The 25190-nt window shown below is 46.1% G+C and carries 22 protein-coding genes, 7 tRNA genes and 1 riboswitch; of the genes, 25 read left to right on the forward strand and 4 right to left on the reverse strand.

Annotation, left to right across the window (positions count from 1 at the left end; genetic code table 11):
- Window positions 1–38 precede the first annotated feature (38 nt).
- A complete protein-coding gene (locus tag DWX43_RS25390; protein WP_334294000.1) occupies window positions 39–719 on the forward strand; it encodes an AroM family protein in 681 nt (226 codons plus the stop codon).
- 37 nt (window positions 720–756) lie between these two features.
- Window positions 757–2358 (forward strand): OPT/YSL family transporter, encoded by a 1602-nt coding sequence (locus DWX43_RS25395; RefSeq protein WP_118622736.1) that lies wholly within the window; start codon window positions 757–759, stop codon window positions 2356–2358.
- An 80-nt stretch (window positions 2359–2438) separates the two neighbouring features.
- Here DWX43_RS25395 and DWX43_RS25400 read toward each other — a convergent pair whose 3' ends face one another.
- On the reverse strand, window positions 2439–3365 hold the full coding sequence (locus DWX43_RS25400; RefSeq protein ID WP_118622738.1) for a LysR family transcriptional regulator: 927 nt from the start codon (window positions 3363–3365) through the stop codon (window positions 2439–2441).
- A gap of 193 nt (window positions 3366–3558) precedes the next feature.
- On the opposite strand from DWX43_RS25400, the gene DWX43_RS25405 reads away from it, so the two are divergent.
- From DWX43_RS25405 to DWX43_RS25475, 16 genes are all read left to right on the forward strand, one after another.
- Window positions 3559–4626, forward strand: coding sequence for a hypothetical protein (locus DWX43_RS25405; protein ID WP_242996154.1), 1068 nt, complete (start codon window positions 3559–3561; stop codon window positions 4624–4626).
- A 35-nt stretch (window positions 4627–4661) separates the two neighbouring features.
- Window positions 4662–5726, forward strand: coding sequence for a hypothetical protein (locus DWX43_RS25410; protein ID WP_118622740.1), 1065 nt, complete (start codon window positions 4662–4664; stop codon window positions 5724–5726).
- A 155-nt stretch (window positions 5727–5881) separates the two neighbouring features.
- Entirely contained in the window at window positions 5882–7477 is a 1596-nt protein-coding gene (locus tag DWX43_RS25415) for an OPT/YSL family transporter (RefSeq protein ID WP_118622782.1), read from the forward strand.
- Window positions 7478–7552: 75 nt separating this feature from the next.
- Window positions 7553–8989, forward strand: coding sequence for a beta-Ala-His dipeptidase (gene pepD, locus DWX43_RS25420; protein ID WP_118622742.1), 1437 nt, complete (start codon window positions 7553–7555; stop codon window positions 8987–8989).
- Between the two features lie 219 nt (window positions 8990–9208).
- Window positions 9209–9679: a DUF1700 domain-containing protein gene (locus tag DWX43_RS25425; RefSeq protein ID WP_118622744.1), complete on the forward strand. Its 471-nt coding sequence runs from the start codon at window positions 9209–9211 to the stop codon at window positions 9677–9679.
- A 394-nt stretch (window positions 9680–10073) separates the two neighbouring features.
- Window positions 10074–10298, forward strand: coding sequence for a hypothetical protein (locus DWX43_RS26830; RefSeq protein ID WP_146203306.1), 225 nt, complete (start codon window positions 10074–10076; stop codon window positions 10296–10298).
- 194 nt (window positions 10299–10492) lie between these two features.
- Window positions 10493–11641: a class I SAM-dependent RNA methyltransferase gene (locus tag DWX43_RS25430; RefSeq protein WP_109732373.1), complete on the forward strand. Its 1149-nt coding sequence runs from the start codon at window positions 10493–10495 to the stop codon at window positions 11639–11641.
- An 11-nt stretch (window positions 11642–11652) separates the two neighbouring features.
- Window positions 11653–12270: an XTP/dITP diphosphatase gene (locus DWX43_RS25435; RefSeq protein WP_118622746.1), complete on the forward strand. Its 618-nt coding sequence runs from the start codon at window positions 11653–11655 to the stop codon at window positions 12268–12270.
- An 81-nt stretch (window positions 12271–12351) separates the two neighbouring features.
- On the forward strand, window positions 12352–12834 hold the full coding sequence (locus DWX43_RS25440) for a metallophosphoesterase (protein ID WP_109732375.1): 483 nt from the start codon (window positions 12352–12354) through the stop codon (window positions 12832–12834).
- A 156-nt stretch (window positions 12835–12990) separates the two neighbouring features.
- A tRNA-Pro gene (locus DWX43_RS25445) sits at window positions 12991–13065 on the forward strand.
- A gap of 4 nt (window positions 13066–13069) precedes the next feature.
- Window positions 13070–13140 (forward strand) — tRNA-Gly (locus DWX43_RS25450).
- A gap of 49 nt (window positions 13141–13189) precedes the next feature.
- Window positions 13190–13263: transfer RNA gene (locus DWX43_RS25455), tRNA-Arg, on the forward strand.
- 5 nt (window positions 13264–13268) lie between these two features.
- Window positions 13269–13342 (forward strand) — tRNA-His (locus tag DWX43_RS25460).
- Window positions 13343–13389: 47 nt separating this feature from the next.
- Window positions 13390–13461 (forward strand) — tRNA-Gln (locus tag DWX43_RS25465).
- A 39-nt stretch (window positions 13462–13500) separates the two neighbouring features.
- A tRNA-Lys gene (locus tag DWX43_RS25470) sits at window positions 13501–13573 on the forward strand.
- A 66-nt stretch (window positions 13574–13639) separates the two neighbouring features.
- Window positions 13640–13719, forward strand: a tRNA-Leu gene (locus DWX43_RS25475).
- Between the two features lie 63 nt (window positions 13720–13782).
- Here the strand turns inward: DWX43_RS25475 and DWX43_RS25480 are convergent.
- Both DWX43_RS25480 and DWX43_RS25485 read right to left on the reverse strand, forming a co-directional pair.
- Window positions 13783–14361 carry a hypothetical protein gene (locus DWX43_RS25480; protein WP_118622748.1) on the reverse strand — a complete coding sequence of 193 codons (579 nt, stop codon included), beginning with the start codon at window positions 14359–14361 and terminating at the stop codon, window positions 13783–13785.
- 27 nt (window positions 14362–14388) lie between these two features.
- Window positions 14389–15636 carry a 6-phosphofructokinase gene (locus DWX43_RS25485; protein ID WP_118622750.1) on the reverse strand — a complete coding sequence of 416 codons (1248 nt, stop codon included), beginning with the start codon at window positions 15634–15636 and terminating at the stop codon, window positions 14389–14391.
- Window positions 15637–15800: 164 nt separating this feature from the next.
- On the opposite strand from DWX43_RS25485, the gene DWX43_RS25490 reads away from it, so the two are divergent.
- The 4 genes from DWX43_RS25490 (at window position 15801) to DWX43_RS25505 (ending at window position 20097) form a co-directional block, all read left to right on the forward strand.
- Complete coding sequence (locus DWX43_RS25490; RefSeq protein WP_118622752.1) at window positions 15801–16817, forward strand: glycosyltransferase family 2 protein; 1017 nt, start codon at window positions 15801–15803, stop codon at window positions 16815–16817.
- A 160-nt stretch (window positions 16818–16977) separates the two neighbouring features.
- A complete protein-coding gene (gene rbr, locus DWX43_RS25495) occupies window positions 16978–17583 on the forward strand; it encodes a rubrerythrin (RefSeq protein WP_118622754.1) in 606 nt (201 codons plus the stop codon).
- A gap of 75 nt (window positions 17584–17658) precedes the next feature.
- Entirely contained in the window at window positions 17659–19401 is a 1743-nt protein-coding gene (locus DWX43_RS25500) for a S8 family peptidase (protein WP_118622756.1), read from the forward strand.
- 216 nt (window positions 19402–19617) lie between these two features.
- Window positions 19618–20097 carry an 8-oxo-dGTP diphosphatase gene (locus DWX43_RS25505; protein WP_109732415.1) on the forward strand — a complete coding sequence of 160 codons (480 nt, stop codon included), beginning with the start codon at window positions 19618–19620 and terminating at the stop codon, window positions 20095–20097.
- A 7-nt stretch (window positions 20098–20104) separates the two neighbouring features.
- Here DWX43_RS25505 and DWX43_RS25510 read toward each other — a convergent pair whose 3' ends face one another.
- Window positions 20105–20902: a DeoR/GlpR family DNA-binding transcription regulator gene (locus DWX43_RS25510; RefSeq protein WP_118622758.1), complete on the reverse strand. Its 798-nt coding sequence runs from the start codon at window positions 20900–20902 to the stop codon at window positions 20105–20107.
- Window positions 20903–21020: 118 nt separating this feature from the next.
- On the opposite strand from DWX43_RS25510, the gene DWX43_RS25515 reads away from it, so the two are divergent.
- The 3 genes from DWX43_RS25515 (at window position 21021) to pflB (ending at window position 25150) form a co-directional block, all read left to right on the forward strand.
- Complete coding sequence (locus DWX43_RS25515) at window positions 21021–21644, forward strand: HAD family hydrolase (protein WP_118622760.1); 624 nt, start codon at window positions 21021–21023, stop codon at window positions 21642–21644.
- Window positions 21645–21725: 81 nt separating this feature from the next.
- Entirely contained in the window at window positions 21726–22505 is a 780-nt protein-coding gene (locus DWX43_RS25520) for an SDR family oxidoreductase (protein ID WP_109732383.1), read from the forward strand.
- Between the two features lie 114 nt (window positions 22506–22619).
- Window positions 22620–22701, forward strand: a riboswitch (ZMP/ZTP riboswitch).
- A gap of 208 nt (window positions 22702–22909) precedes the next feature.
- Window positions 22910–25150, forward strand: coding sequence for a formate C-acetyltransferase (pflB, locus tag DWX43_RS25525; RefSeq protein WP_118622762.1), 2241 nt, complete (start codon window positions 22910–22912; stop codon window positions 25148–25150).
- The last annotated feature ends 40 nt before the right edge of the window (window positions 25151–25190 follow it).

A 25190-nucleotide genomic window follows, 5' to 3' on the forward strand; every position in this document is an offset into this window, starting at 1 on the left:
AGTAGTCTTGATTGACTACATCATTATTATACTAGGAGGTGGGTGATTTGAAGATTGGAGCGGTTACGATCGGGCAGTCGCCGCGTGTCGATGTCACACCTGACATCATGCCGATATTCGGCGAAGGCGTGGAGCTGCTGCAGGCGGGAGCACTGGATGGTCTTACGAAGGAAGAGATCAATTCAATGGAGCCGCTTGAAAATGACTATGTGTTAGTATCGCGTTTGAATGACGGTACATTTGCAAAGTTTGGAGAGAGCTTTATTCTGGACAGACTTCAGGACTGCATCACAAGGCTTGAAGATCAGGGGGTCTGTCTGATTATGTTTTTCTGTGCAGGTACATTTCCTGACATATTTAAAGCAAAAGTACCGCTTGTGTATCCGGCTAAGATTTTAAACGGCCTGGCTGCGGCGTTGAGTAAGAACTCCAGCATCATAGTGATAACACCAGATGAACAGCAGGTACAGCAGGCATATGACCAGTGGGGGCCGATCATGAAACAAGTGACGCCGATTGCGGCAAACCCTTATGGCGATATGGATGAAGTGCGAAAGGCGGCAGAAAAAGCCAGAGACATCGAGGCAGATTTGATTGTTATGGACTGCATAGGATTTACGAAGGAGGCAAAGGAAATCGTTGCGTCTATTGCAAAAAGGCCTGTCCTTTTGTGCAGGACGACGCTGGCACGGACTGTCAGTGAGCTGTTAGATATTTAATCAACAGGTAATATGACATAACAAAGGAGGCGTTTAAATGAACGGACAAACAAGTGGAAAAGGGAATCAGGTAAAGGACCATCCGTCCGCCCTGAATCCGGCAATTCTGGTCCTGAATATCATTCTTTCTATTTTAGGGGCAATCATTGGTCTGGAATTGATTGTTCGTGTTGGTATCAGTACAAATACATCTATCATAGGTGCATTGTTTGCGATTATCCTTTCGAGGATACCGATTGCATTTTTTAAGAAATACAGAAATATCCACGCACAGAACCTGGTGCAGACAGCTATTTCCGGTGCCACCTTCTCAGCGGCGAACAGTTTGATTCTTCCGATTGGTATCCCGTATCTGATGGGAGAGCCCCAGCTTGTCATTCCAATGCTGGTAGGTGTACTTCTGGCGACGATTATTGATGCGACGATTCTGTATAAGACTTTTGACACACCGATGTTCCCGGCTGAAGAACCGTGGCCGCCGGGAATTGCGTCAGCAGAAACGATACTTGCTGTTGTTAACAAAGGTAAGAAAGCGATGCTCCTCCTCGTAGGCATGGGTATTGGTATTGTCGGAAAGGCATTCGGAATACCGACAGACCTTCTCGGTGTTACGTGGATTGGTGACATGTGGGCGCTTGGTGCTTTTGGTGTTGGTGCCCTCGTTATTGGTATCAGTACGGACCAGGGATTTAACATCAGCCAGTATTATGTTCCTCACGGTATCATGATCGGTGCAGGGCTGGTTGCGCTGATTCAGGTCGGACTTATGCTCTTTAAGAAGGAAGACGGCAAGAACAGCGTCGCAGGAAAGTTTACAAGCAGCATCTCGGATATGAGGGGCGCGCTTGCAAAGGGATATATTGCATATGTAGTAGTAGCGATCGGACTGGCGGCAGTATCCGGCATATATTCCCAAATGTCTGTTCCGAAACTGATTATCTGGGTAGTATTCGCGGCTTTTGCAGCAATCGCATCAGAGCTGATTGTTGGTATGTCAGCAATGCATTCCGGATGGTTTCCGGGATTTGCTACTGCCCTGATTTTCCTGATTGTTGGTATGATGATCGGATTCCCGAAGCTTCCTCTTGGTATACTGGCAGGTTATACCGCGGCAACCGGGCCGGCATTTTCAGATATGGCGTATGACTTTAAGTGCGGCTACATCCTCCGCGGAAATGGGGCGGACCCTGATTTTGAGCGTGCAGGAAGAAAGCAGCAGTATATGGCAGAAATTGTGTCTTTCTTTGTAGCATTCGCAGTTGTACTTGTGATGTGCAATACATATTTCAAACAGGACCTGTTTGCGCCGGTCGCGCGTACATTTGTAACAACAATCGAAGCAGGTTCCAGTCCTGAAATAGCAAAATGGCTGATTATTTTTGCTATTCCCGGTGCGATACTCCAGTTCATCGGCGGCCCGAAGAAACAGCTTGGTGTACTCTTTGCAACAGGTATGCTCGTTGGAAGCACGATTACAGGTATTACCGTTATTGTAGCTTTAATTATCCGTATTGTTGTTGTCAGACTCAAAGGAGAAGAAGGACAGAGTACTCTGTACATTCTCGGTGCAGGTTCCATCGCGGGTTCTGCATTGTACAGTTTCTTTACATCTACTTTGCAGTTAGGGAAAAAGAAGTGATGTTTTTGGTACAGTGATACACGAAGACAGCCGGTCTTCCTAATGTTGGAAGAGCCGGCTGTCTTCATGTGCAAGTGTATCTAATCAGGGTGGGAGTCCTGCCTGTGGAAGACGGAAGAATCCAGTACCTCATTACATACGTCAAGAAACTGCAGGTTTGCAGGTTCAAAGAAGCTGTTTTTCATCCAGACAAAGTTAAACATGGAGTGGGAAGAAAAATTCCGGATATGTATCTGGCTCAAGGCGCCGCTGTCCAGCTTTTCCTGTACGACAAAGCGGTAAATAAAGGAGATGCCGATATTTTCCATGACCATTTTTTGCACAGTATTGATCGTTCCGATTTCCACATATGACCTGAAATTGTTGATATCCTGATTGTGCGCGTGCAGAATCTGCATCAGATTACGGTGCGAGTTGGTATCATTTTCACGGAAAATAAGGCGGTAGTCGTTCAGCTCCCGGAAGTCGACCGTTTTGCCTGCCAGTGGATGCTCCGGAGAACAGACACAGACCGTATGGGCTTCGAACAGTTCACGACTCTCGAATTCCAGAGGCGGACAGTAAGTGTCTATGATACAGAACTGGATACGTCCGGCCTTCAGCTGCTTCTGAAGCGCGTCAGCCTCACCGAGGTACATGCTGACTTTTTTCTCGGGGTATCTCTGGAGATATTCTGCAACCATATGCGGCACAAGGGACTCACCGGTGGTCGTTAATGTACCCAGTTTCAGCTCGTCAGGCTGGTCGGGAGGGCTCTTCAGCTTCCGCTCGATGATCTGGGCGTCTGCTTTGATCGTCTGGGCATACGCGCGGAGCAGTTTCCCGTGTTCTGTGAGATGCAGGCGGCGCTTTTCATCGTAATACAACAGCTTAGTCTGATAGTAGCCTTCCAGATATTTGATGTGCTGGGTGACGGCTGGCTGCGTAATGTTCAGCAGAGTCGCGGTCTTTGTGTAATTCCTTGTTTCACATAAGGTCAGGAAGGTATCCAATTTTAAATCTAACATTTCACCACAAATCCTTTCTGAATTTTCAGGCAATTATCCATATAATCGGAACTTATTATGCCATAAAATAATATGATTTCATTTTAAAAGAAATTTGTGTTATTATCAAGACAAATGAAGGACTTTTTTCTGCAGCCTTGAAATGAATCGAAATTAGAAGGGCGCGGAAGCAAAAAAGAATGGAGGGATATTCATGGACTACCCGATTGGAGTTGAAATGACAGAAACGTATCTGTCCTATGAAGTGCAGCGTGCGGCAATGAAGCTGGTGCGGGACGTCATGCTTGTAAAGCCTGGTGAATCTGTTGTAATCACTGCGGACACTTCAACTGATATGCGTGTTGTAGATGCGGTGATGGGGGCGGCATATACCATTGGAGCGGACCCGGTGCTGATTAAATATCCGACGACCGGAAAAGCCTTTGAAGAACCGTTTCTCCCAATAGCTAATGCGGTGGCTGCTGCGGACGTATGGATTGAGTTTGCGTATTATTGTGTTATGCATTCACCCTGCTTCCAGAAGGCGATTGCAAACGGGGCCAGATACACATGCCTGTGCGGTATGGATACGATCATGCTTGTAAATACGGTTGGAAGGGTAAAATATGATGTGCTGGTGGAATTCGGTGAATATCTGACCCGGAAGGTACAGGCATCTAATGAAATTATCGTACGGGATGCCAACGGAACGAACCTGAAGGCTTATAACCAGGGACGTAAGGTAAAACATTCCGGACAGCTTGCGACGAAGAAGGGCTACCCTGTTATGCTTGGAGGCCAGGTAAGCTGGTGTCCTGTGGAAGAAACGATCGAAGGGACGCTGGTATTTGACGCAGCACTGTTCCCGCCGAGTGAAATCGGGCTTTTGAAAGAACCTGTCAGGCTGGAATTCAAAGAGGGACGTCTGACAGAGATTACCGGAGGGGCACAGGCCGAGGTCTTTAAGAAGTGGCTGGCATCCTTCGACGATCCGAACATGTACCGTCTGGCACATTATTCGATCGGATTTAATCCGGGGGTACGCAAAGCCACGGGCCGGATCGTAGAGGATGAAAGAATCTTCGGATGTATCGAATTTGGCATTGGCAGCCAGGGGGCAAGTCTGATGGGCGCGTTCTGGGATGCAGCGTCACATACGGACGGAGTCGTATCAAAACCGACCATCATCCTGGACGGTGAAGTGTTGGAGGAAAATGGAATCTACAAAGAAGAAACATGTATTTCATTCTGCAAAAAGCTGGGAATTGCAGATTATGAATAAATAAAAAGGGTTAAGAAAAAGGAGGAAGAATTATTATGGAATACCCAATTGGAATCGAAATGGCACCGGATTATTTATCTTATGAGGTGAGCAAAGCCGCCTACAAACTTGTGAAAGAAGTTATGCTGGTAGAACCCGGGGAAAATGTCGTTGTAACAGGTGATACCTCTACGGATAAGAGAGTTCTGGACGCAATCATGAACGCAGCCTACATTGTGGGTGCGAACCCGGTACTTGTCTATGTCCCGACAAATGAAAAAGCGTATGCAGAGCCGGTTGCACCTCTCGGCAATGCAGTAGCGGTAGCAGATGTATGGATCGAATTATCTTATTCATCCATCATGTTGTGTGAATCATGGAGAAAAGCAATTGATTTCGGATGCCGCTACATCAACCTTACAGGTATGGATGTGACTATGATCGTAAACTGCATCGGAAAAGTAGATGTAGCACGTGTTGTAGAGCTGGGAGAAGCTCTAAAGGCTAAGATGGAAGCAGGCAACGAGATTATCATCAAAGACGAAAACGGTACATATCTGACAGCAAGAAATGAAGGCAGACCGGTTCGTCATTCCGGACAGCTTGCTACCTTCAAGGGATATCCGTTTATGATGTGCGGACAGATCAGCTGGTGCCCGATTGAGGAGACGATCAACGGAAAACTTGTATTTGATGCAGCGATCTTCCCGCCTACAGATATGGGTATCCTGTCAGGAAATGTAGAACTGACATTGGAGAACGGCCGTGTTACAAAGATCGAAGGCGGAAAGGATGCTGAGAGGTTCAGCGCATGGCTCCATTCATTTGACGACCCGAACATGTTCCGTCTTGCACACTATTCATTAGGCTTCAACCCCGGTGTTTCAAAAGCGACAGGCCGTATTGTAGAAGATGAGAGAATCTTCGGATGTATGGAATTCGGTATCGGCAGCCAGGGCAAAATGATCCGCGGAAGCTATTGGACCGCATCCTCACACACAGACGGTGTTGTTTCCAAACCATCTATCATTCTGGACGGTGTGGCAATCGAAGAAAATGGTAAGTATGTAGATCCGGATCTTGCTGAGATCTGCAGGAAAATGGGAGTAGCAGGGTATTAAACTACTTTGAAAAGAGTACCCGGATAGTCCTTCTATCAGGGTGCTCTTTTTTTGCGCAAATTTAGCCTGAAAATGGCAGGTAAACTTGAAAACAGGTTTTTTGTGTGATAAAGAAACGGGAAAAATTTAAGGAAAAGGAGTTTGATGAGGAGATTATGGAAGAAAAAAATTCAAAAGCCGGGGCGTCCACATTCGAGAAAATACGCTTTTCAGAACCGGTCACAATCATCTTTGGTTCCATTCTGGCAGTATTGTCCGGTATTATCTGTATGCAGATCATGGGGAAGGTGGGGGTCTCAGCGAATACATCCATATTAGGTGCGGTATTTGCAATGCTGATATCCAAGATTCCGATGACTTTATTCGGAAGATTCAAGAGTCTGGAACGTCAGAACTATATCCAGACGATCGTATCCGGGGCGGGATTCTCCGCTGCTAACTGTGCATTCGTTGCGGTTGCTATCCTGTTTGTCATGGGTGAGACAAAAGCAGTCCTGCCGATGGCGCTGGGATGTATCTTCGGAACGGTTATTTCTGTTTATACAGTAGGGTCACTGTTTGATTCCCCGCTGTTTCCGGCAAGGGAAGCATGGGCACCGGGAGTTGCGACTGCGGAAGTACTGGAGGCCGGGGACGAAGGCGGCGATAAGGCGAAGAGAGTTATTCAGGGAATCATAGTGGGAATCGTAGGAAGTATCTTTAAACTGCCTGTGGGAGCTGTAGGTATCGTATTTATTGCAAATATTGTGTCCATGCTGGCACTCGGAATCGGACTTCTGATCCGCGGATATTGTGCACCGCTTACAGGATTTGACCTTGGTGCGACAAGTATTCCGCAGGGCTTCATGGTAGGTGCGGGACTGATCGCACTGTTCCAGTCCATTGTTTCTATCTACCAGAGTTCTTCAAAGAGTAAAAAGACAAAAGCCGATCAGGAAGCCTGTGAGGAAGGTCTGACGGTCAGTGGGGGAAAGACAAAGAGAGCTCTGATCGCAGCACTGCTTACACATGTGGCAGGCGGAGTTTTTGTAGGAATTATCTGTGGGATTTTCACGGGCATGTCTCCGGCCAAAATGGTGCTCTGGGTGATCTGGACCGCGTTTGCATCAGTTGCTTCTATGATTATTATAGGTAAGGCGGCAATGTATTCAGGATGGTTCCCGGGCTTTGCGGTAACAACGATTTTTATGACTATCGGTGTGCTGATGGGATTTTCCCCAATCGCAGTAGCGGTACTGACAGGGTATATCAGTTCAGTAGGACCATGTTTTGCGGATATGGGATATGACCTGAAGACAGGCTGGATCATCCGTGGAAAAGGCAAAAATGCAGAGCGTGAAGTATATGGGAGAAAACAGCAGGTGTTCATTGAAATGCTGGGGGCATTCATCGGTATTATTGTTGTCATTTTCTTTGCAGACATGACTCTGAAAGACGGGCTGATTCCTGCAACAAGCGTTGTGTTTGCGACGACTGCTGAGATGGGAAGTAATCTGGCTCTCTTGAAAGAACTGGCGATATGGGCGGTTCCGGGAGCGATTGTACAGATTCTGGGAAGGAAGTACATGTTTGGCGTACTGCTGGCGACAGGACTGCTCATCAACAACCCGATCTATGGTATCGGTGTCATTGTGGCAGTGGTCTTCCGTAAGATTATCGGTGATGAATTCATGAACTGCCGTGATGCGGGACTCATCGCCGGAGACGGCTTGTTCAGCTTCTTCTCGAGTCTTGTAAAAATGTTTATATAAAAGAGTTTAGAGCTGTTCTGGTTCCGGTATTTAGGATATAATAAGGATATCCGGGTAGAGAAAGAAGGTAGAAAAATGTCTGATGTTGAAAAAGTAATTTCTTATTTTAAAAAGGTCTGCTCCATTCCGAGAGCCTCTGGGGATGAGAAGGCAGTCAGTGACTACATTGTTGATTTCGCAAGGGACAGGGGACTCGATGTGACGCAGGATTCCTGCTATAATGTGATTGTCAGAAAACCGGCAGCAGTTCCTGATGCGGGAGAACCAGTTATACTTCAGGGACACCTTGACATGGTCTATGTAAAGGAGAATGACAGCAGCCATGTGTATGAAAACGGGATTGAGGTGAAGGAGGACGATGCGTATTATTATGCCGATGGGACTTCCCTTGGTTCTGACAACGGAATTGCGGTTGCGTATTGTCTGGCAGTCCTCGATAGTGATGACATTCCCCACCCCGACCTCGAAATTGTATTTACGGTAAAAGAAGAGGTCGGCCTGGTCGGCGCGGATAAGATTGATATATCTTCTTTGAAAGGAACACGTTTTATTAATCTGGACTCCGAGGAGGAAGGAATCTTTTATACGAGCTGTGCCGGCGGATTACGCTGCAGGATGATCTGGGATCTGGAGACGGAAAAGATGGAAGAGGAAAGAGTTCCGTTAAGGGTAACATTCCGGGGGCTTGCCGGAGGACACTCGGGCATCAACATCGGCATGGGACTGGGAAATTCTATTGTACTCCTTGGAAGACTTTTGTATTTCCTGAAGGATATGCAGGTTAGAGTTAACCATCTGGATGCTCCGGGAAAGGCAAATGCGATTGCGAACAACGGAAGTGTGTGTCTCTACGTGAAGCCGGAAGAACTAGACGAAGTTAAGGTAAAACTTGCAGAAGCAGAGAAAACATTCCAGACGGAATTACAGTATACCGATTCTATTTCATTCGAGATTGAAGAGGGCGCTGCACAGACAGGGGCAGAAGTCTATACGGCTAAATACCAGAAGGAGATCACGGAAAGCCTGATGTTATTGCCATACGGTGTTTCAGGATATTCCTTTGCGATTGACGGCCTGATTGAGACATCCATGAATCTTGGGTCACTGACCTGTGAAGACGGAAAACTGACACTTCTGATGTCTCTGAGAAGTTCTGTGGCGTCTCAGAAATACATGCTGCGTGATAAAATCCAGATCATTGCGGACTCAAAATGCGATACATGCATTTTTGAAAGCGATTACCCGGGATGGCAGTACAGAAAGGATTCCCCGCTGCGCGATACAGCTATTGCATTGTATGAAAAGCTTTTCCATAAGAAGGCGGAGGTTGCGGCGATCCATGCGGGACTCGAGTGCGGCTACTGGGACAGTAAGAAGCCGGGAATGGATATCATTTCTACGGGACCGGATCTTTTCGATGTACATTCAACAAAGGAAAAAGTATCGAAAGAATCCATCGGGCATATGTGGCTGTATCTGAAAGAACTTCTGAAGGAACTGTCAAAGGCCTAATTTTACTGGTTTTTTGTGGACCGTAATATACTTAGAAAATTATAAGAAAATTTTAAGGACCTTATACTTGGAAAGAACCCTTTAGTGTGGTATTCTAAGTGAAAGGTCCTGTTTTTTCACAGTAATACCGGCAGCAGATGTTGATAAAAGACGGAATGTGTGGATATCTTATGAAATGGGACAGAAGTGTGAAGATATCTGTTAGGAGGAAAAAATAAGATGACACGGAGTGAATTTCTTCAGGAACTGCGTCAGGCATTGGAAAATGACCTGTCTGGCAGCATCGTTCAGGAGAATGTACAGTTTTATAACCAATACATTACGGATGAGATGGCAAAGGGAAAGAGCGAAGAAGAAGTCCTTCAGATGCTGGGCGATCCCTGGATTATAGCGAGGACCGTCATTGATGCAGCAGACGGAACCGATAAGTCTACCGTGTACGAGGCAGGCGGCGGTTCATATACCGGTTATGAAAGCGGCAGGGAACAGGCACGTGAGCAGAATCCAAAGGTACACGTGTTTGGATTGAACACATGGTGGAAAAAACTGCTTCTTATTTTGGGAATAGTGTTGATAGTAGTGGCTGTATTCGCAATCATATCAGGCGTAATCAGCCTGCTTGCACCCATACTGGTTCCGATACTGATCATCATGATTGTGATCCGGTTCATCGGCAACCGGCGGGGATGACACCAGACACACAGCCAGTGCCGGGAAAAGAATTACTAAAAGGGGCCAGTGGGCGTACAAAAGCATCCGCTGGCCTTTTTCTATTTCTTTTAAAAAGCGGATCAAAAACCACGTATTAAGCGTGGCTTTGGCACTCTGCCTCAGAAAAAAGCAAAGTAAAAGACCGATGGGGGAGCCATCGGTCTTTTGAGGGGAGTATAAATAATTAATAAGGGGTTGTAGAAAGTAACCTTTCTACAATGATAAGTATAATATATCAAATTGGAAAAAGCAAGCAAAAATAAAAAAAATATTAAATAAAAAGATACAGCGGATTTTGTAAATTGTGAATAAAAAATATATATTAATGAGACAATATGAGTGTACCAAATAAATTTTCCTAGGAGGGACACTCATGTCAAAGAATTATAACAACTCAAATAACTCAAACAGTAACTCAAACAACTCTTCAAAGAACACAAACAGCAACTCTTCTTCAAACTCTACTTCAAACTATTCAAACGAGCAGAGCAAGAATAAGAACTCAAACAAGAACTCATCTTCAAACTCAACATCTAACAGCAGCCAGAACAACACTAAGAACATGAATTCTTACAACAACGAGAGCAACAACTACTAAATAGAACACTTTTTGCAAAAGGGTACAGGGCAAAAGTCATTTTGGTACACGTCTAACTTCAATTGGGGACGTAGTAAAGTTCAACTTTACTACGTCCCCAATTTATAGTAATATGATACATATACTCTGTGGTGTGTCGGTTTGATGCACGGGGAACTACTGGCAGAATAAGTACAGCATATGGAGGCGTTTGGATGGATAAAATAGAATTGATAGCACCATGCCATTTTGGGCTTGAGGCAGTACTGAAGAGGGAGATTCAGGATCTTGGGTATGAGATTTCTCAGGTGGAAGACGGCAGGGTTGCATTTTATGGTGACAGTGAGGCAATATGCAGGGCAAATATTTTTCTGCGTACGGCAGAGAGGGTTTTGCTGAAGGTTGGCTGCTTTAAGGCGGAGACTTTTGACGAGCTGTTTGAGAACACAAAGACCATTCCCTGGGAGGAATATATACCGAAGGATGGCAAGTTCTGGGTGGCAAAAGCGGCGTCTGTGAAGAGTAAGCTGTTCAGTCCGTCTGATATTCAGTCGATTATGAAAAAGGCTATGGTGGAGCGCATGAAGGTGCACTACCATATAAAATGGTTTGAGGAGAAGGGGGCATCGTATCCGGTCAGAGTGTTTCTGATGAAGGACATGGTGACCGTGGGTATTGATACGTCCGGTGTATCTCTCCATAAGCGGGGATACCGGCAGCTGGCGGGAAAAGCGCCTATTACGGAGACGCTTGCCGCGGCATTAATCATGCTGACACCGTGGAGCAGGGACAGGGTGCTTGTTGACCCATTTTGCGGAAGCGGTACATTTCCGATTGAAGCGGCAATGATGGCGGCAAAGATTGCACCGGGAATGAACAGGTCTTTCCTTGCGGAAGAGTGGGGCAGTGTTGTATCGAAGTCTCAATGGTATCAGGCGGTAGATGAAGCCAATGATCTGATCGATGATGAGATTGATGTGGACATTCAAGGGTATGATATTGATGCAGATGTATTGAAGGCCGCAAGGCAGAATGCAGAGGATGCGGGAGTTGGACACCTGATCCATTTCCAGCAGCGGGATGTCAGGGATCTGAGGCACCCTAAAAAATATGGGTTCATCATCACTAATCCTCCATATGGTGAGCGTCTGGAAGAAAAGGCGGTCCTGCCGGAACTTTACAGAGATTTTGGAGAGAGTTTCCGTAACCTGGACAGCTGGTCTGCATATATGATAACCAGCTATGAGGATGCAGAACGCTACTTCGGCAGACAGGCCGATAAGAACAGAAAAATATATAATGGTATGATTAAGACTTATTTTTACCAGTTTATGGGGCCTAAGCCTCCAAAACCAAAGAATTAGAAGGTATGGATATGGAAAAGAGAATAATCTTCGCAACAGGGAACCAGAATAAGATGAAGGAGATTCATATGATTCTGGCTGATTTAGGAATTCCGATTTATTCTATGAAGGAAGCCGGCATTGACATTGATATTGTTGAGGATGGTTCCACATTTGAAGAAAATGCCGTAATAAAAGCAGATGCAATAGCCAGATTACTGCCGGATGATATTATACTTGCTGATGATTCAGGACTTGAAATTGATTATCTGGACAAGGCTCCCGGAATCTATTCGGCCAGATTTGCGGGTGTTGATACGTCTTATGATATTAAAAACCAGATGCTTTTAGACAAGCTTAAGGGCGTACCGGATGAAAAAAGAACTGCGCGTTTCGTATGTGCGATAGCCGCAGCATTACCGGACGGGACAGTCGAGACAGTCAGAGGTACGATTGAGGGTATAATCGGTTATGAGATAGCAGGGGAAAACGGATTCGGGTATGATCCGATATTCTACGTGCCTGAATATGGCTGCACGACGGCCGAGATGAACCCGGATCAGAAGAATGAACTTAGCCATCGCGGAAAAGCACTCCGTGCTATGCGTAAAATACTGGAAGAAAAGCAGCTTGATTCGGACACACAGTAGAAGAGCTGTTTAAATGAAGCGGAAAATCCGGTTAACAGGCAGTAACTTGGCAATTATTATAAGAAACAGGGTGCGAGTGATATGAGAGTATTGATAGTGAGCGATACACATGGAAATCATAAGAATCTGGACAGGATATTGGAGCAGGCAGGACAGATAGACATGTTTATCCACCTTGGTGATGTAGAAGGCGGAGAAGAGTATCTGGATGCTGTCCTTGACTGCGAGAAGCATATGGTGAGGGGGAATAACGACTTCTTTTCAGATCTTCCTAAAGAGGAGGAATTCAAGATAAGGGACTATAAAGTATTTATTACACACGGGCATGGATACTATGTGTCCCTCGATCCTGAATATATTAAAGAAGAAGGCAAAGCGCGCGGTGCTGACATTGTAATGTACGGCCATACGCACAAGCCGTACTTTGATAAAAATGAAGAAATTACAATTTTGAATCCGGGGAGCGTATCTTATCCAAGACAGGAAGGACGAAAAGGCAGTTATATGATTATGGAATTAGATGACAAAAACCAGCTCCGGTTTCAGCAGTGTTACCTTGACTGAATGTTTGAAATCAGGCGCTATTTCAACACTTTTCTGCGTAAAATCAGGCGCGGTGAAAAAAATGTAAAAAAATAAAAAATAGTTGTTGACATATTGCCAAGCCTATTATATAATAATTCTTGCGTCACGGGTAAGCGTGACAAGCAAAAAGAACATCGGGGTGTGGCTCAGCTTGGCTAGAGCGCCTGGTTTGGGACCAGGAGGTCGCAGGTTCGAATCCTGTCACCCCGATAGTGCGGGTGTAGTTCAATGGTAGAACACTAGCCTTCCAAGCTAGATACGTGGGTTCGATTCCCATCACCCGCTTTCTTACAGCAGATGTTGTAAGAAGCAGAGTAAGGGGATAATTGCATATGAGTCTGTAGCTCAGCTGGATAGAGCAACGGCCTTCTAAGCCGTAGGTCGAGGGTTCGAATCCCCCCAGGCTCGTTGTGGTGGGTGTGGTGCAGTTGGTTAGCGCGCCAGATTGTGGTTCTGGATATCGTGGGTTCGAGTCCCATCACCCACCCTTTATTTTATAGTACTGGCAACGCAGTGTCAGATATAAGTCTTCAATGGGCTATCGCCAAGCGGTAAGGCACAGGACTTTGACTCCTGCATTCGCTGGTTCGAATCCAGCTAGCCCAGTTTAACCTGGACAGGCAGGGATGAATTTCAAAATGATACGGGCGTGTAGCTCAGGTGGTAGAGCACTTGACTTTTAATCAAGTTGTCCGGGGTTCGAATCCCCGCACGCTCATCGGAACAAGCATTATGCTTGTTCTATTTTTTGCCAAAGAATCTGGCAGAATACAATTATATAAATGCGGGTGTGGCGGAATTGGCAGACGCGCTAGACTTAGGATCTAGTGGGCGACCGTGCAGGTTCAAGTCCTGTCACCCGCATAAAAAAGGCGTTAAGTTCTGATATACAGGGCTTAACGCTTTTTTATGCTTCTATTTTCTTGATTATTCCACGGCACTGCCCTTAACATATCTGACAGCTGCTAGTACAATTCCAATAAAGATAAAAACAGCAGCAGTCCCAAAATAGATGACCGGATAATGCTCTGACAATCGCCATGACTGATTCGTACCCACAAGCTCATCTATTTTAAAGTTCGTATACTTTTCACCAATATAAAATGTCAGAACAAAAAGACCGGCCATCATCCACACATTTGCGTGTGCCAGCGTCCGGATCAGTACAAGAATTCCTAAGACGGCCAGCCAGAATATGCTGATGGGTGCCCCGAAACCGGATACCCAGTATACTGGATCAGATAAATACAGATTGGAAACCATCTCGATCAGATACAGGTATGGAATGGTCAGGATACAGATGGCAGCATAGAGAAGCAGCAGTCGGTACTTTTCTCCGTTTATCAATAACTGCAGCAGCAGACAGGCGAAGATGCATCCGCCGATGGCGATCAGGGACCAGGTGAATGCACGGTCTAATGCATAATTTGTAATGAGGCAGACGATAACTGCGATTCCGAAAGGGACTGCCAGGTAAATACTCCATAACTTTCTCTTTTTGCTCATAAAATACTCTCTTTTCTTAGAATGGTTTTAAAATTTGGAAGAGCCAGATTTTGTCCTGCGGTATGCAAATTTCGGTACGCCGTCCTCCATAGCCACGCTGACTTCACCCTGAATGAGCGGTTTCGCATAGGTAATGAATTCGTCACTGACATCTGTCCCGTCTTTTGTAATCCACTCATCGGGAACAGTTTTTTCTTTATTACAAATGATGTCTACATCTGCAGTGGTATATCCGATGGTATATGGCTCGTCCTTTTCTCTTTTAAATGCAATCATCTTGCCGGTCTCGCCTTCGATGGCACATTTCACACCGTAAGCGCCGGAGGCGATGGCCTCTTTCTGGTCTGTCTTCGATAACATGGATGAAGAGCAGCGCTGGCAGACATTCAATTCGATGGAACGGACTTTCACACCGAGCCGTTCTTTCACCAGATTTTCAAGATATTTGCCGGAACCGGTCAGCATCTTATGGCCGAATGCATCTACACCAACATCACTTGCCAGCTCACAGATAAATGTGCCGTTCTTATCATGGATGCCCTCGGAAATACATACAACGAGATTCGGTGTCTTTTCCATAGACTTGCGGACCTTGCTGATGAATACGTCCTGATTGAAATCAGATTCCGGGAGATAGACTAATACAGGGTTGTCTCCCTCGAATTTCCGTGCGAGCACACTGGCAGCGGCCAGCCAGCCCGCATGGCGTCCCATGATTTCCACGATGGTGACAGACTTCTTATTATCATAAACAGACGCGTCAATTGCAATCTCGCGGACTGTCGAGGCAATATATTTCGCCGCGCTCCCAAATCCCGGGGTATGGTCTGTTTCCACGAGGTCATTGTCGATAGTTTTTGGAATTCCGATCACCCGGATATCGCTGGAAACTTTTCTGGCATAACGTGAGAGTTTGCTGACAGTATCCATAGAATCATTCCCGCCGATATAGAAAAAGTAACCGATATCCAGCGCCTCGAATTTTTCAAATAATTGGACATAAACGCTGTCATTCAGATCTTCCGGCAGTTTATAGCGGCAGGAACCTAAATAAGATCCCGGTGTATTTTTAACCAGCTCCAGTTCACCGGAAATCTCAAGCGGCTTCATATCCATATAATGATCCGAAAGAAAGCCTTCGATCCCGTTGATCATTCCGTATACAGTTCCAAAAGTATCCTCTCTGTTCAGTGCTTCGTACACAACGCCGTAAAGACTGGCGTTAATCACGGCAGTTGGTCCGCCGGATTGTCCTACAATCACATTTTTCTTCATAATCTACCCTCCAGATGTTTATAGAATCAATATCATTTAAGTTAACTATAAGGGATAAAAGGACTTTTTACAATATGAAGAAAAGTCCTTTTTCTTGAAAAGTAGTTGGAAATTTGTGAAATGTGCAGTATAATTGCTTTATCTTAGTAAAGAGGAGCTTAATTATGAAATATATATCTTTTGCGATTCCATGCTACAATTCAGAAGCATACATGGAAAAAGCAATTCAGTCTATTCTAAAAGGCGGGGAGGATGTGGAGATTATCGTCGTGAATGACGGTTCCACAGACAAGACGAAGAAGATAGCCAAGCGGTATGCGGAACAGTACCCTACAATCGTGAAGGTGGTAAATAAGGAAAATGGAGGCCACGGTGATGCGGTTAACAGCGGCCTCGCGCATGCGGCAGGACGATATTTTAAGGTGGTTGACAGTGACGACTGGGTGGATGAGACTGCACTGATGGAGATACTCGATGCGGTAAAGACATTTGTGCAGACAGATACGACAGTGGACATGATTATATCCAACTATGTGTATGAGAAAGTGGGCATGGAACATAAGAAAGTGATAAATTACAGAAATGTACTTCCGCAGAACCAGATTTTCCACTGGGACGATATCGGGCATTTCCGTCTTGACCAGTATATCCTGATGCATTCCGTGATTTACCGGACAGAGATGTTGAAGCTCTGCCAGCTGCGGCTTCCGAAGCATACATTCTATGTGGACAACATTTATGTATACTATCCTCTGCCGCATGTGCGGACGATGTACTATATGGACGTGGATTTCTACCGTTATTTCATCGGGCGCGAAGACCAGTCCGTCAATGAAAAGATTATGATCAGCCGGATTGACCAGCAGATATTCGTGACGAAGAGTATGATCGCTATGTACGAATTAAGAATGATTTCCAGTAAGAAGCTGAGAAAGTATATGGTCAATTATCTTGCGATTATGATGACAGTTTCTTCGATCCTCTGTATCCGTTCCAAGAAGAAGGAGAATCTGGAGAAGAAAAAGGAATTGTGGCAGTATCTGAAGAAGAAGGATTACGGGGCTTATATGAAGATACGCTACGGAATTCTGGGACAAACTATCAACCTCCCCGGAAAAACCGGCCGAAAAGTATCTTCTCTGGCTTATAATGTGGCAAGAAGGCTCATTGGATTCAACTAGATGTATAGAAGCCGGCCCAGAAGGAGCATGGGGAATATTCAGGGCACCTTACGCATGTACGCGGGGTGTCCTTTTTGTATGAAATTTAAATAACTGGTGCCTGAGAAGGTATATTTTACCGCCGCTGGTACATACTACTATTAAAAAAGGAGTGTGTATTATGGCTGTTAATTTTTCTGAGAGTAAAACAAAAGAAAATCTGATGAGAGCATTTGCGGGTGAGAGCCAGGCAAGAAACCGCTATACGATTGCTGCCGAAAAGGCAAGGGACCAGAAGATGTATACAATTGAGGACATTTTCCTTTACACGGCTGAGCAGGAGAGGGCCCATGCAGAGAGATACTATGAACTTCTGAAGGATTTATCCGGAGAGACCATCTTTATTGACGGCGGCTATCCGGTTGACCAGCAGGAGACGCTGGCAGAACTTCTGCGTGCTGCGGAGCACAATGAAAAAGAAGAGTATGAAGATGTATACCAGAAATTCGGGGATATTGCAAAAGAAGAGGGATTTCTTGAGGCTGCATCTGCTTTTTACCAGACTGCGGAAATCGAGCATGTACATCAGGTCCGTTTTGGGGAAGTGGCAAAGCTGCTTGAGGAAAACCAGTATTTTGCCTGTGATCAGGAATCTAAGTGGATCTGTACGAACTGCGGATATATCCATGAAGGGAAGCAGGCTCCAAAGGTGTGCCCGGTCTGTCGTCACGATCAGGGATATTTTCTGCCTTATGCATTTGCGGCATATAAGGGAGAAGGCAGATAGTTTTCTTCCGGTTGAAGGAAGTGGCAGGCAAAAGATCATGTTGTATGGAAAACAATAAGTGATGGGAGTGCTTTTATGAGCCAGAAGGTGGAAAATCTGCTGAATCTTGCATTGGATGCTACGGAAGAAGAAAGAATGAGATCGCTGGAACTGGAGGTTGGATTCAACCCCATTGACCGGGAATGGGACCTGATCATTAAATACTCAGGCACTCTTGATGCTGTCCGTGAACTGGCTTCAGGCGTAACAGAACTGTCTAATGAATATGCGGTTATTACTGTCAGGGAATCTCTTATTAATTCTCTGGCAGTTATACCACAGATTGAATTTATAGAAAAACCAAAGCGGCTTTTTTTTGAGGCTGCCAATGGAAAGAGAGTTTCCTGCATAGGTCCTGTGCAGCAAACTCCTTTTTCTTTACTGGGAAAAGGGGTTTTGACAGCTATTGTTGACAGCGGGATTGATTATGCCAGCGATGATTTCAGGAATGCGGACGGAACAACAAGAATACGTGCCTTATGGGATCAGACAATTCCGGGAAATCCGCCGGAGGGGTATTACATAGGAACAGAATACACGGAGGAACAGATTAATGAAGCCCTCAGACAGACGGACCGTGCCGGGCGTGAGCGGATCGTGCCAAGCCGGGATATTTCCGGACATGGGACTGCTGTTGCCGGGGTCGCGGCTGGAAATGGGGCGGGAAGCCCGGGACGGCAGTATGCCGGCGTGGCGCCGGAGTGTGAACTTCTGGTCGTGAAACTTGGCAGCCCCAGACAGGATGGATTTCCGAGAACAACGGAACTGATGCAGGGGGTCGATTATGTGATCAGGAAAGCTCTGGAATATCAGATGCCTGTGGCGGTGAACATCAGCTTTGGAAACACGTACGGTTCACATGATGGGATGTCTCTCCTGGAACGTTTTCTGGATGATATATCAAATTACTGGAAAAGTGTGATCTGTGTGGGAAGCGGAAATGAAGGAACAAGCGCAGGGCATACTTCAGGCATCCTGACAGAGAATGTGGAGGAGGAAGTGCAGCTGGGAGTTAAAATGAATGAGCCGACGGTAAATGTACAGATCTGGAAATCTTATGTGGATCAGGTTGATGTCTCACTGGTCAGTCCTTCCGGTGTACGCGTCGGGCCGATTCAGGAAATACTCGGCCCCCAGAGATTTGTACTGGGAGGCACGGAGATTCTGCTCTACTATGGCGAACCGAGCCCTTACAGTGTGCGCCAGGAGATCTTTATCGACTTCCTGCCAAGACAGTCCTATATAGACAGCGGTGTGTGGCGGATTATACTGACGCCGAGGAGAATTGTTACGGGAGAATTTGAGATGTGGCTTCCAAGCCAGAGCGCGTTGAATATCGGTACCGCCTTTCTGTTTCCGCGGAGTGATACAACACTCACTATCCCTTCTACAGCTTCCCGGGTGATCACTGTGGGAGCGTACAATGCACTAACCTTCGGATATGCTGATTTTTCAGGCAGGGGCCCGGCCAGAGTGTATGAGGGAATATCCTCATCCAAACCCGATATTGCAGCACCCGGAGTACGGATAACAACCGTAGCAGCAGGAGGCGGATATGCAGAATTCAGCGGCACCTCATTTGCCACACCGTTTGTGACAGGGAGTGCCGCACTTCTGATGGAGTGGGGGATCGTGAATGGGAATGACCCGTATCTGTACGGGGAGAAGGTCAAGGCTTATATGCGAAGGGGGGCAAAGGAGCTCCCGGGATTTACGGAATGGCCGAACAACCAGCTGGGGTGGGGGGCACTGTGTGTGCGGGATAGTCTGCCGGTTTGATAAGCTGCTTAAAAAAGGAACAGAGAACAGCAGAAGAAAAATGATATAAGCAAGGGGGCAGGTCATGGATATCAATCCATTATGACCTGCCCCTTTTCGCTGCTTTGATGTATAATAGAATTACGAAAAAGATTCAGGCAATAGGAGCGCTGTTGTGGAAAAGGTGAAAACAACGGCTTTGTGAACCAGAAAATGAGGAAGAAGAAAGGAACAGCTATGTTTAAATTAAGTACACTATGTTACATCGAGAAGGATCATCAATATCTGATGCTGCATAGAACCGTGAAGAAGAATGATGTCAATAAGGATAAGTGGATCGGGGTGGGCGGTCATTTTGAGGAAAAGGAAAGTCCCGAGGAATGTCTTTTAAGGGAAGTCCGGGAGGAGACCGGCTATACACTGACCTCTTACAAGTACCGTGGCATTGTGACCTTTGTATATGGGGACGATGTTGTGGAATACATGTCCCTGTATACGGCGGACGGGTTCACGGGGGAACCCATTATGTGTGATGAAGGAGAGCTGGAATGGGTGGACAAGGATGCCGTGTTAGATTTGAATATATGGGAAGGTGACAAGATATTTTTCCGTCTGCTGAATGAGGGCCGGGAGTTCTTTTCACTGAAACTGGTCTACGACAAAGCCGACACTCTTCTCTATGCGGCTCTGGACGGCAGGCCGATGGAATTAAAGTAAGGATGTGTCAGCACAGCACCAGATTTGCATTCAATGCCCGGACTCTTTCCTGAAGTTCCGGGTCAAGCTCTTTATTGGTCAGGATATAGTCAAAATCAGTAAATTCGGTGAACTTGACCAGTCCGCCGTCGGTAAATTTCGTGTGGTCCGCCATGAGAAATGACTGGCGGCTCTGCATGCACAGTGTACGCTTGAGGACTGCATCCATTTCTTCGGAGGTAGTCATGCCCATACTTGTGGAGCAGTACAGGGTGCCGATAAAGCTCTTATCCGCCCGGTAGCGCCGGAAAAATTCGACGGTCGATATATCCAGGCTTCCCCCGATCTGCTCCCGGTACGTTCCGGGGGCAACGATCAGCTTCACCTTTTTATTCGTGCTGAGCTGCTGGATCGCTGCCAGAGAGTTTGTAATCAGAGTGGCATGGACGTCCGGAAAATATTTGATGATCTGTATGGCGGTGGTGCCCGAATCGAGGAATATACTGTCCCCTTCTTTTATAAAACCGGCGGCCGCTTTGCCAATCGCCTGCTTATACTGCATCAGCTTTTCGCTTCGTGTGGGAAAATCAGGGATGGTGCTTCTGTCTTTACAGAGGTGGGCTCCTCCGTAGTGGGTTTCCAGAATTCCCTGACGGGCAAAGAAGTGAAGGTCACGCCTGATTGTCATCGGTGAGACTAAGAATTCTTCCGCCAGGGTATGGACGGAAACTTCTCCGTACTCCTCCAGTTTTTGAAGGATCTGCTGGCGGCGGCCAATACCGTCAAGTGTATTTTCTGTTCGTTCTGGTTGTTTCTGATGATTCATGGCACAAAATCTCCTCTGTTATTAATAAAATAAAACATAAAAGAACATTAAAAAATGTGTTTGTATGTGCTATTATAAATGTATCAAACATGGATTGCAAGGTAAGGGGTAAAATAGTATGAAATATGATGTGGTTGTTTTTGACGTAGACGGTACATTGATTAACACAGAGGAGACGATACTGCTTTCACTGCAGCATATGCTGCTTCGGATGACAGGACATCTGTATCCGTTCGAAAAACTGTATTTTGCGCTTGGTATTACCGGGGCTGAGGCGCTGCGCCGGCTCGAACTGCCTGAGCCGGACAAGGCAATGGAAATGTGGCTGGCCTATATGGGGAGATACGAATATCTTCAGAAGCCATTTGACGGAATCGATGAAATCGTGCAGTGGCTAAATGCGGCCGGGGTCCGCCTTGGAATCGTAACTTCACGTACAAAACCGGAATTCCAAAAGAGTACAGCCCAGTACAATTTTATAAAATATTTCGATACAGTAGTCAATGCGGATGACACAGTGAAGCATAAACCGGAGCCAGAGCCAATGTTGTGTTTACTGGAAAAAATGGCGGCAGAGCCATCAAAGGTTCTCTATATAGGTGACTCTGTGTATGACATGGAATGTGCCCGGAAAGCCGGTGTGGACGGGGCACTTGCATTGTGGGGGGCACACTTTCCGGAGCAGATTCATGCGGTACATAAAATTGCAAATATTATGGATATAAAAAGTTTATTTATTTAGACAATCAGGCTTGATTATTTTTTAACAAACGATTATTATAAAGGCAGGTGATAAATTTTCTGAAAAAGGAGATGTTGTAAAATGGGTGTTTTTGATGGAAAAGTTGCTATCATTACCGGTGGGGGAAAAGCAAAATCAATCGGTTACGGTATCGCAACTGCTTATGCAAAAGAAGGTGCAAGTCTTGTCCTGACTGGGAGGAACGAGCAGAAGCTGTTGGATGCAAAGGAAGAACTCGAACGCCTCTACGGTGTGAAAGTACTGGCAGCACAGGCTGACGTCACTCCGGATGATGAGTCGGAAGAAACGGTAAAAAATGTGATTAAGAAGACAATCGAGGAATTTGGGCGGATTGATATCCTGATTAACAACGCTCAGGCTTCTGCATCCGGGATTCCGCTTTCCATGCAGACGAAGGATCACTTTGACCTCGGTATTTATTCAGGACTCTATGCGACTTTCTATTATATGAGGGCATGCTACCCTTATTTAAAGGAATCACAAGGGACTGTTATCAACTTTGCATCCGGGGCAGGATTGTTCGGTAACGCGGGACAGTCTTCTTATGCAGCGGCAAAGGAAGGGATTCGCGGACTTTCCCGTGTCGCGGCAACAGAGTGGGGCAAGGATAATATCAACGTGAATGTTGTATGCCCGCTTGCACTAACTGCACAGCTTGAAAACTTTAAAGAATCCTATCCGGAGGCATATGAGAAGAACCTAAAGGCAGTGCCGATGGGGCGTTTCGGAGACACGGAACTGGATATCGGGAGGGTTTGTGTACATCTTGGTTCTCCTGACTTCAAATATATGTCCGGTGAGACAATTACTCTGGAAGGCGGGCTGGGGCTCCGTCCATAGAAAATAGTTTCAGAATTAAAGAATAAAGAAAATGAAAAAAAGTATTGCAAAATTTATGCATTTGTGTTTATACTGAAGGTACGACATTAAGAAACAGACTTCATTGGGAATTTGAAGGTTCTATGTGACTGACGGAAAAGTGGAGCATACCACGTGGGAGCATAGAATGTAAACGCCGACCGTCTGGGCAGCTCATTATTGAGTTGCCCTTTTTTATTTCATAGGAAAGTACGTCCTAAGAAATAAAAAGCCCTCCCGGCGGGATGCGCACTGCGGCGTAAGCTGTAGATGTCGCAGGGCGACCGCCGCAGGCGCGAGTTTCGCAAGCGAAACTCTGTTTAGAGTTCATGGGCACCAAATAGTGGGCAAATACTAAAATCTGTAATTTGAACGGAGGAGATGTCATGGAACAGAAGAACTTTGAGCAATGGAAAGGTTTTACAGCGGGGGATTGGCAGAAAGAGATTAATGTAAGGGATTTTATCCAGAAGAATGTAACATCCTATGAAGGAACAGATGAGTTTCTTGAGGCAAAGACTGAACGTACGGCCAGACTGATGGACAGACTGAATAGTCTGTTGAAGCTGGAACAGGATTTCGGCGGTGTGCTGGATATTGATACACAGTCGGTGTCATCTTTGACGGCGTACCAGCCGGGGTATTTGGATAGGGAGGATGAGCTTATCGTCGGGCTTCAGACGAACCGTCCCCTGAAAAGGGGGGTGAATCCTTTCGGTGGGATTAATATGGCGCGGAAAGCGTGCAAGGCGTATGGCTATGAGCTTTCCGACAAGATCGAGCAGGAATTCCAGTACCGCACGACACATAATGACGGTGTATTCCGCGTATATACGGAAGAGATGAGGAAGGTCAGACACGCAGGGATTCTGACGGGACTTCCGGATGCATACGGCCGGGGACGGATCATCGGTGATTACCGCCGTGTTGCTTTATATGGTGTGGATATACTGATCGAAGAAAAACTGAGAGATAAGAAGGAAATCGGGGAAGGTGATTTTGATGTGGAGTCCATCCGTTTGTCCGAAGAACTGTTCCAGCAGATTAACTTTTTGAATAAGATGAAAGAGATGGCCAATATGTACGGCTACGATATTTCAGACCCCGCATCCGATGCACGTGAGGCAATCCAGTGGACATACTTTGCATATCTTGCATCCATTAAGGAACAGAATGGTGCGGCGATGTCGCTTGGAAGAACGAGCACATTTCTGGATATTTATATCCAGAGGGATATGGAAGCAGGAGTACTGGACGAGGTACATGCACAGGAGCTGATTGATGACTTTGTTATGAAGCTGCGTATGGCAAGACATCTGCGGACACCGGAGTATAACGAACTGTTCGGTGGTGACCCGATGTGGATTACAGAGTCGATCGGCGGAATGGATGAACAGGGGCGCACGCTTGTCACAAAGAACAGCTTCCGTTTCCTGAATACATTGTATAACCTGGGACCGGCGCCGGAGCCGAACCTGACTGTACTCTGGTCTGAGAAACTTCCTCAGGGATTCAAAGATTTCTGTGCGAAAGCGTCGATTGATACGGATGCAATTCAGTATGAAAATGATGACCTGATGAGGCCAGTATACGGGGATGATTACGGCATCGCATGTTGTGTTTCTGCCATGAAGATTGGCAAGCAGATGCAGTTTTTCGGGGCCAGATGTAATCTGCCGAAGCTTCTGCTCCTTGCACTTAACGGCGGCTATGATACATTTTCCAAATCCCCGGCAGGCCCGGAAATGCCTGTCTATGAGGGTGACGTGCTGGATTATGACGAGGTTATGGGCCGGCTGGAAAAATACAGGGAATGGATATGCAGGTTATATATCAATACCCTGAATGTGATCCACTACATGCATGATAAGTATGCATACGAGAAGACACAGATGGCACTGCATGATACCGAGGTGGAACGCTTTATGGCCTGCGGTGTGGCAGGACTGTCAGTACTGACAGATTCACTGAGCGCGATTAAGTATGCACAGGTAAAACCGGTCCGGGATGAAAAGGGATATATTGTAGATTTTGAGACCAAGGGAGAGTTTCCGACTTATGGGAACGACGATGACAGGGCGGATGATATAGCAAAGCAGATTCTGGCAGATATGTCTAAAGAACTGAAGAAGACAAAGACATACAGAAACGCGGTCCATACGCTTTCAGTACTGACCATTACCTCAAATGTCATGTATGGAAAGAAGACAGGGGCCACGCCGGACGGGCGTAAGGCAAAGGAACCATTTGCCCCCGGAGCGAATCCGATGCATAACAGAGAGAAAAACGGTGCGCTGGCGTCTTTGAATTCTGTTGCGAAGCTTTCTTATGATGACTGCAGGGACGGGATTTCCAATACCTTTTCCATTACCCCGGACACACTTGGAAAGACAGAGAAAGAGCGGCAGGAGAATCTGGTACATATACTGGACGGGTATTTTAAGCAGCTTGCACATCACATCAACGTAAATGTGATGAACCGGGAAATGCTGATGGAAGCATATGAGAATCCGGCAAAGTATCCGAATCTGACGATCCGTGTTTCAGGATATGCGGTTAATTTCCATAAATTGTCGAGGGAACAGCAGAAAGAAGTGATTATGCGTACTTTCCACGAAGCAATGTAGAACGAAAAGCAGGGGCCTGTGAAAGGTTTCCTGCTTTTTT

This window comes from Clostridium sp. AF19-22AC, from assembly GCF_003479085.1.
GTDB lineage: Bacteria > Bacillota > Clostridia > Lachnospirales > Lachnospiraceae > Faecalicatena_A > Faecalicatena_A orotica.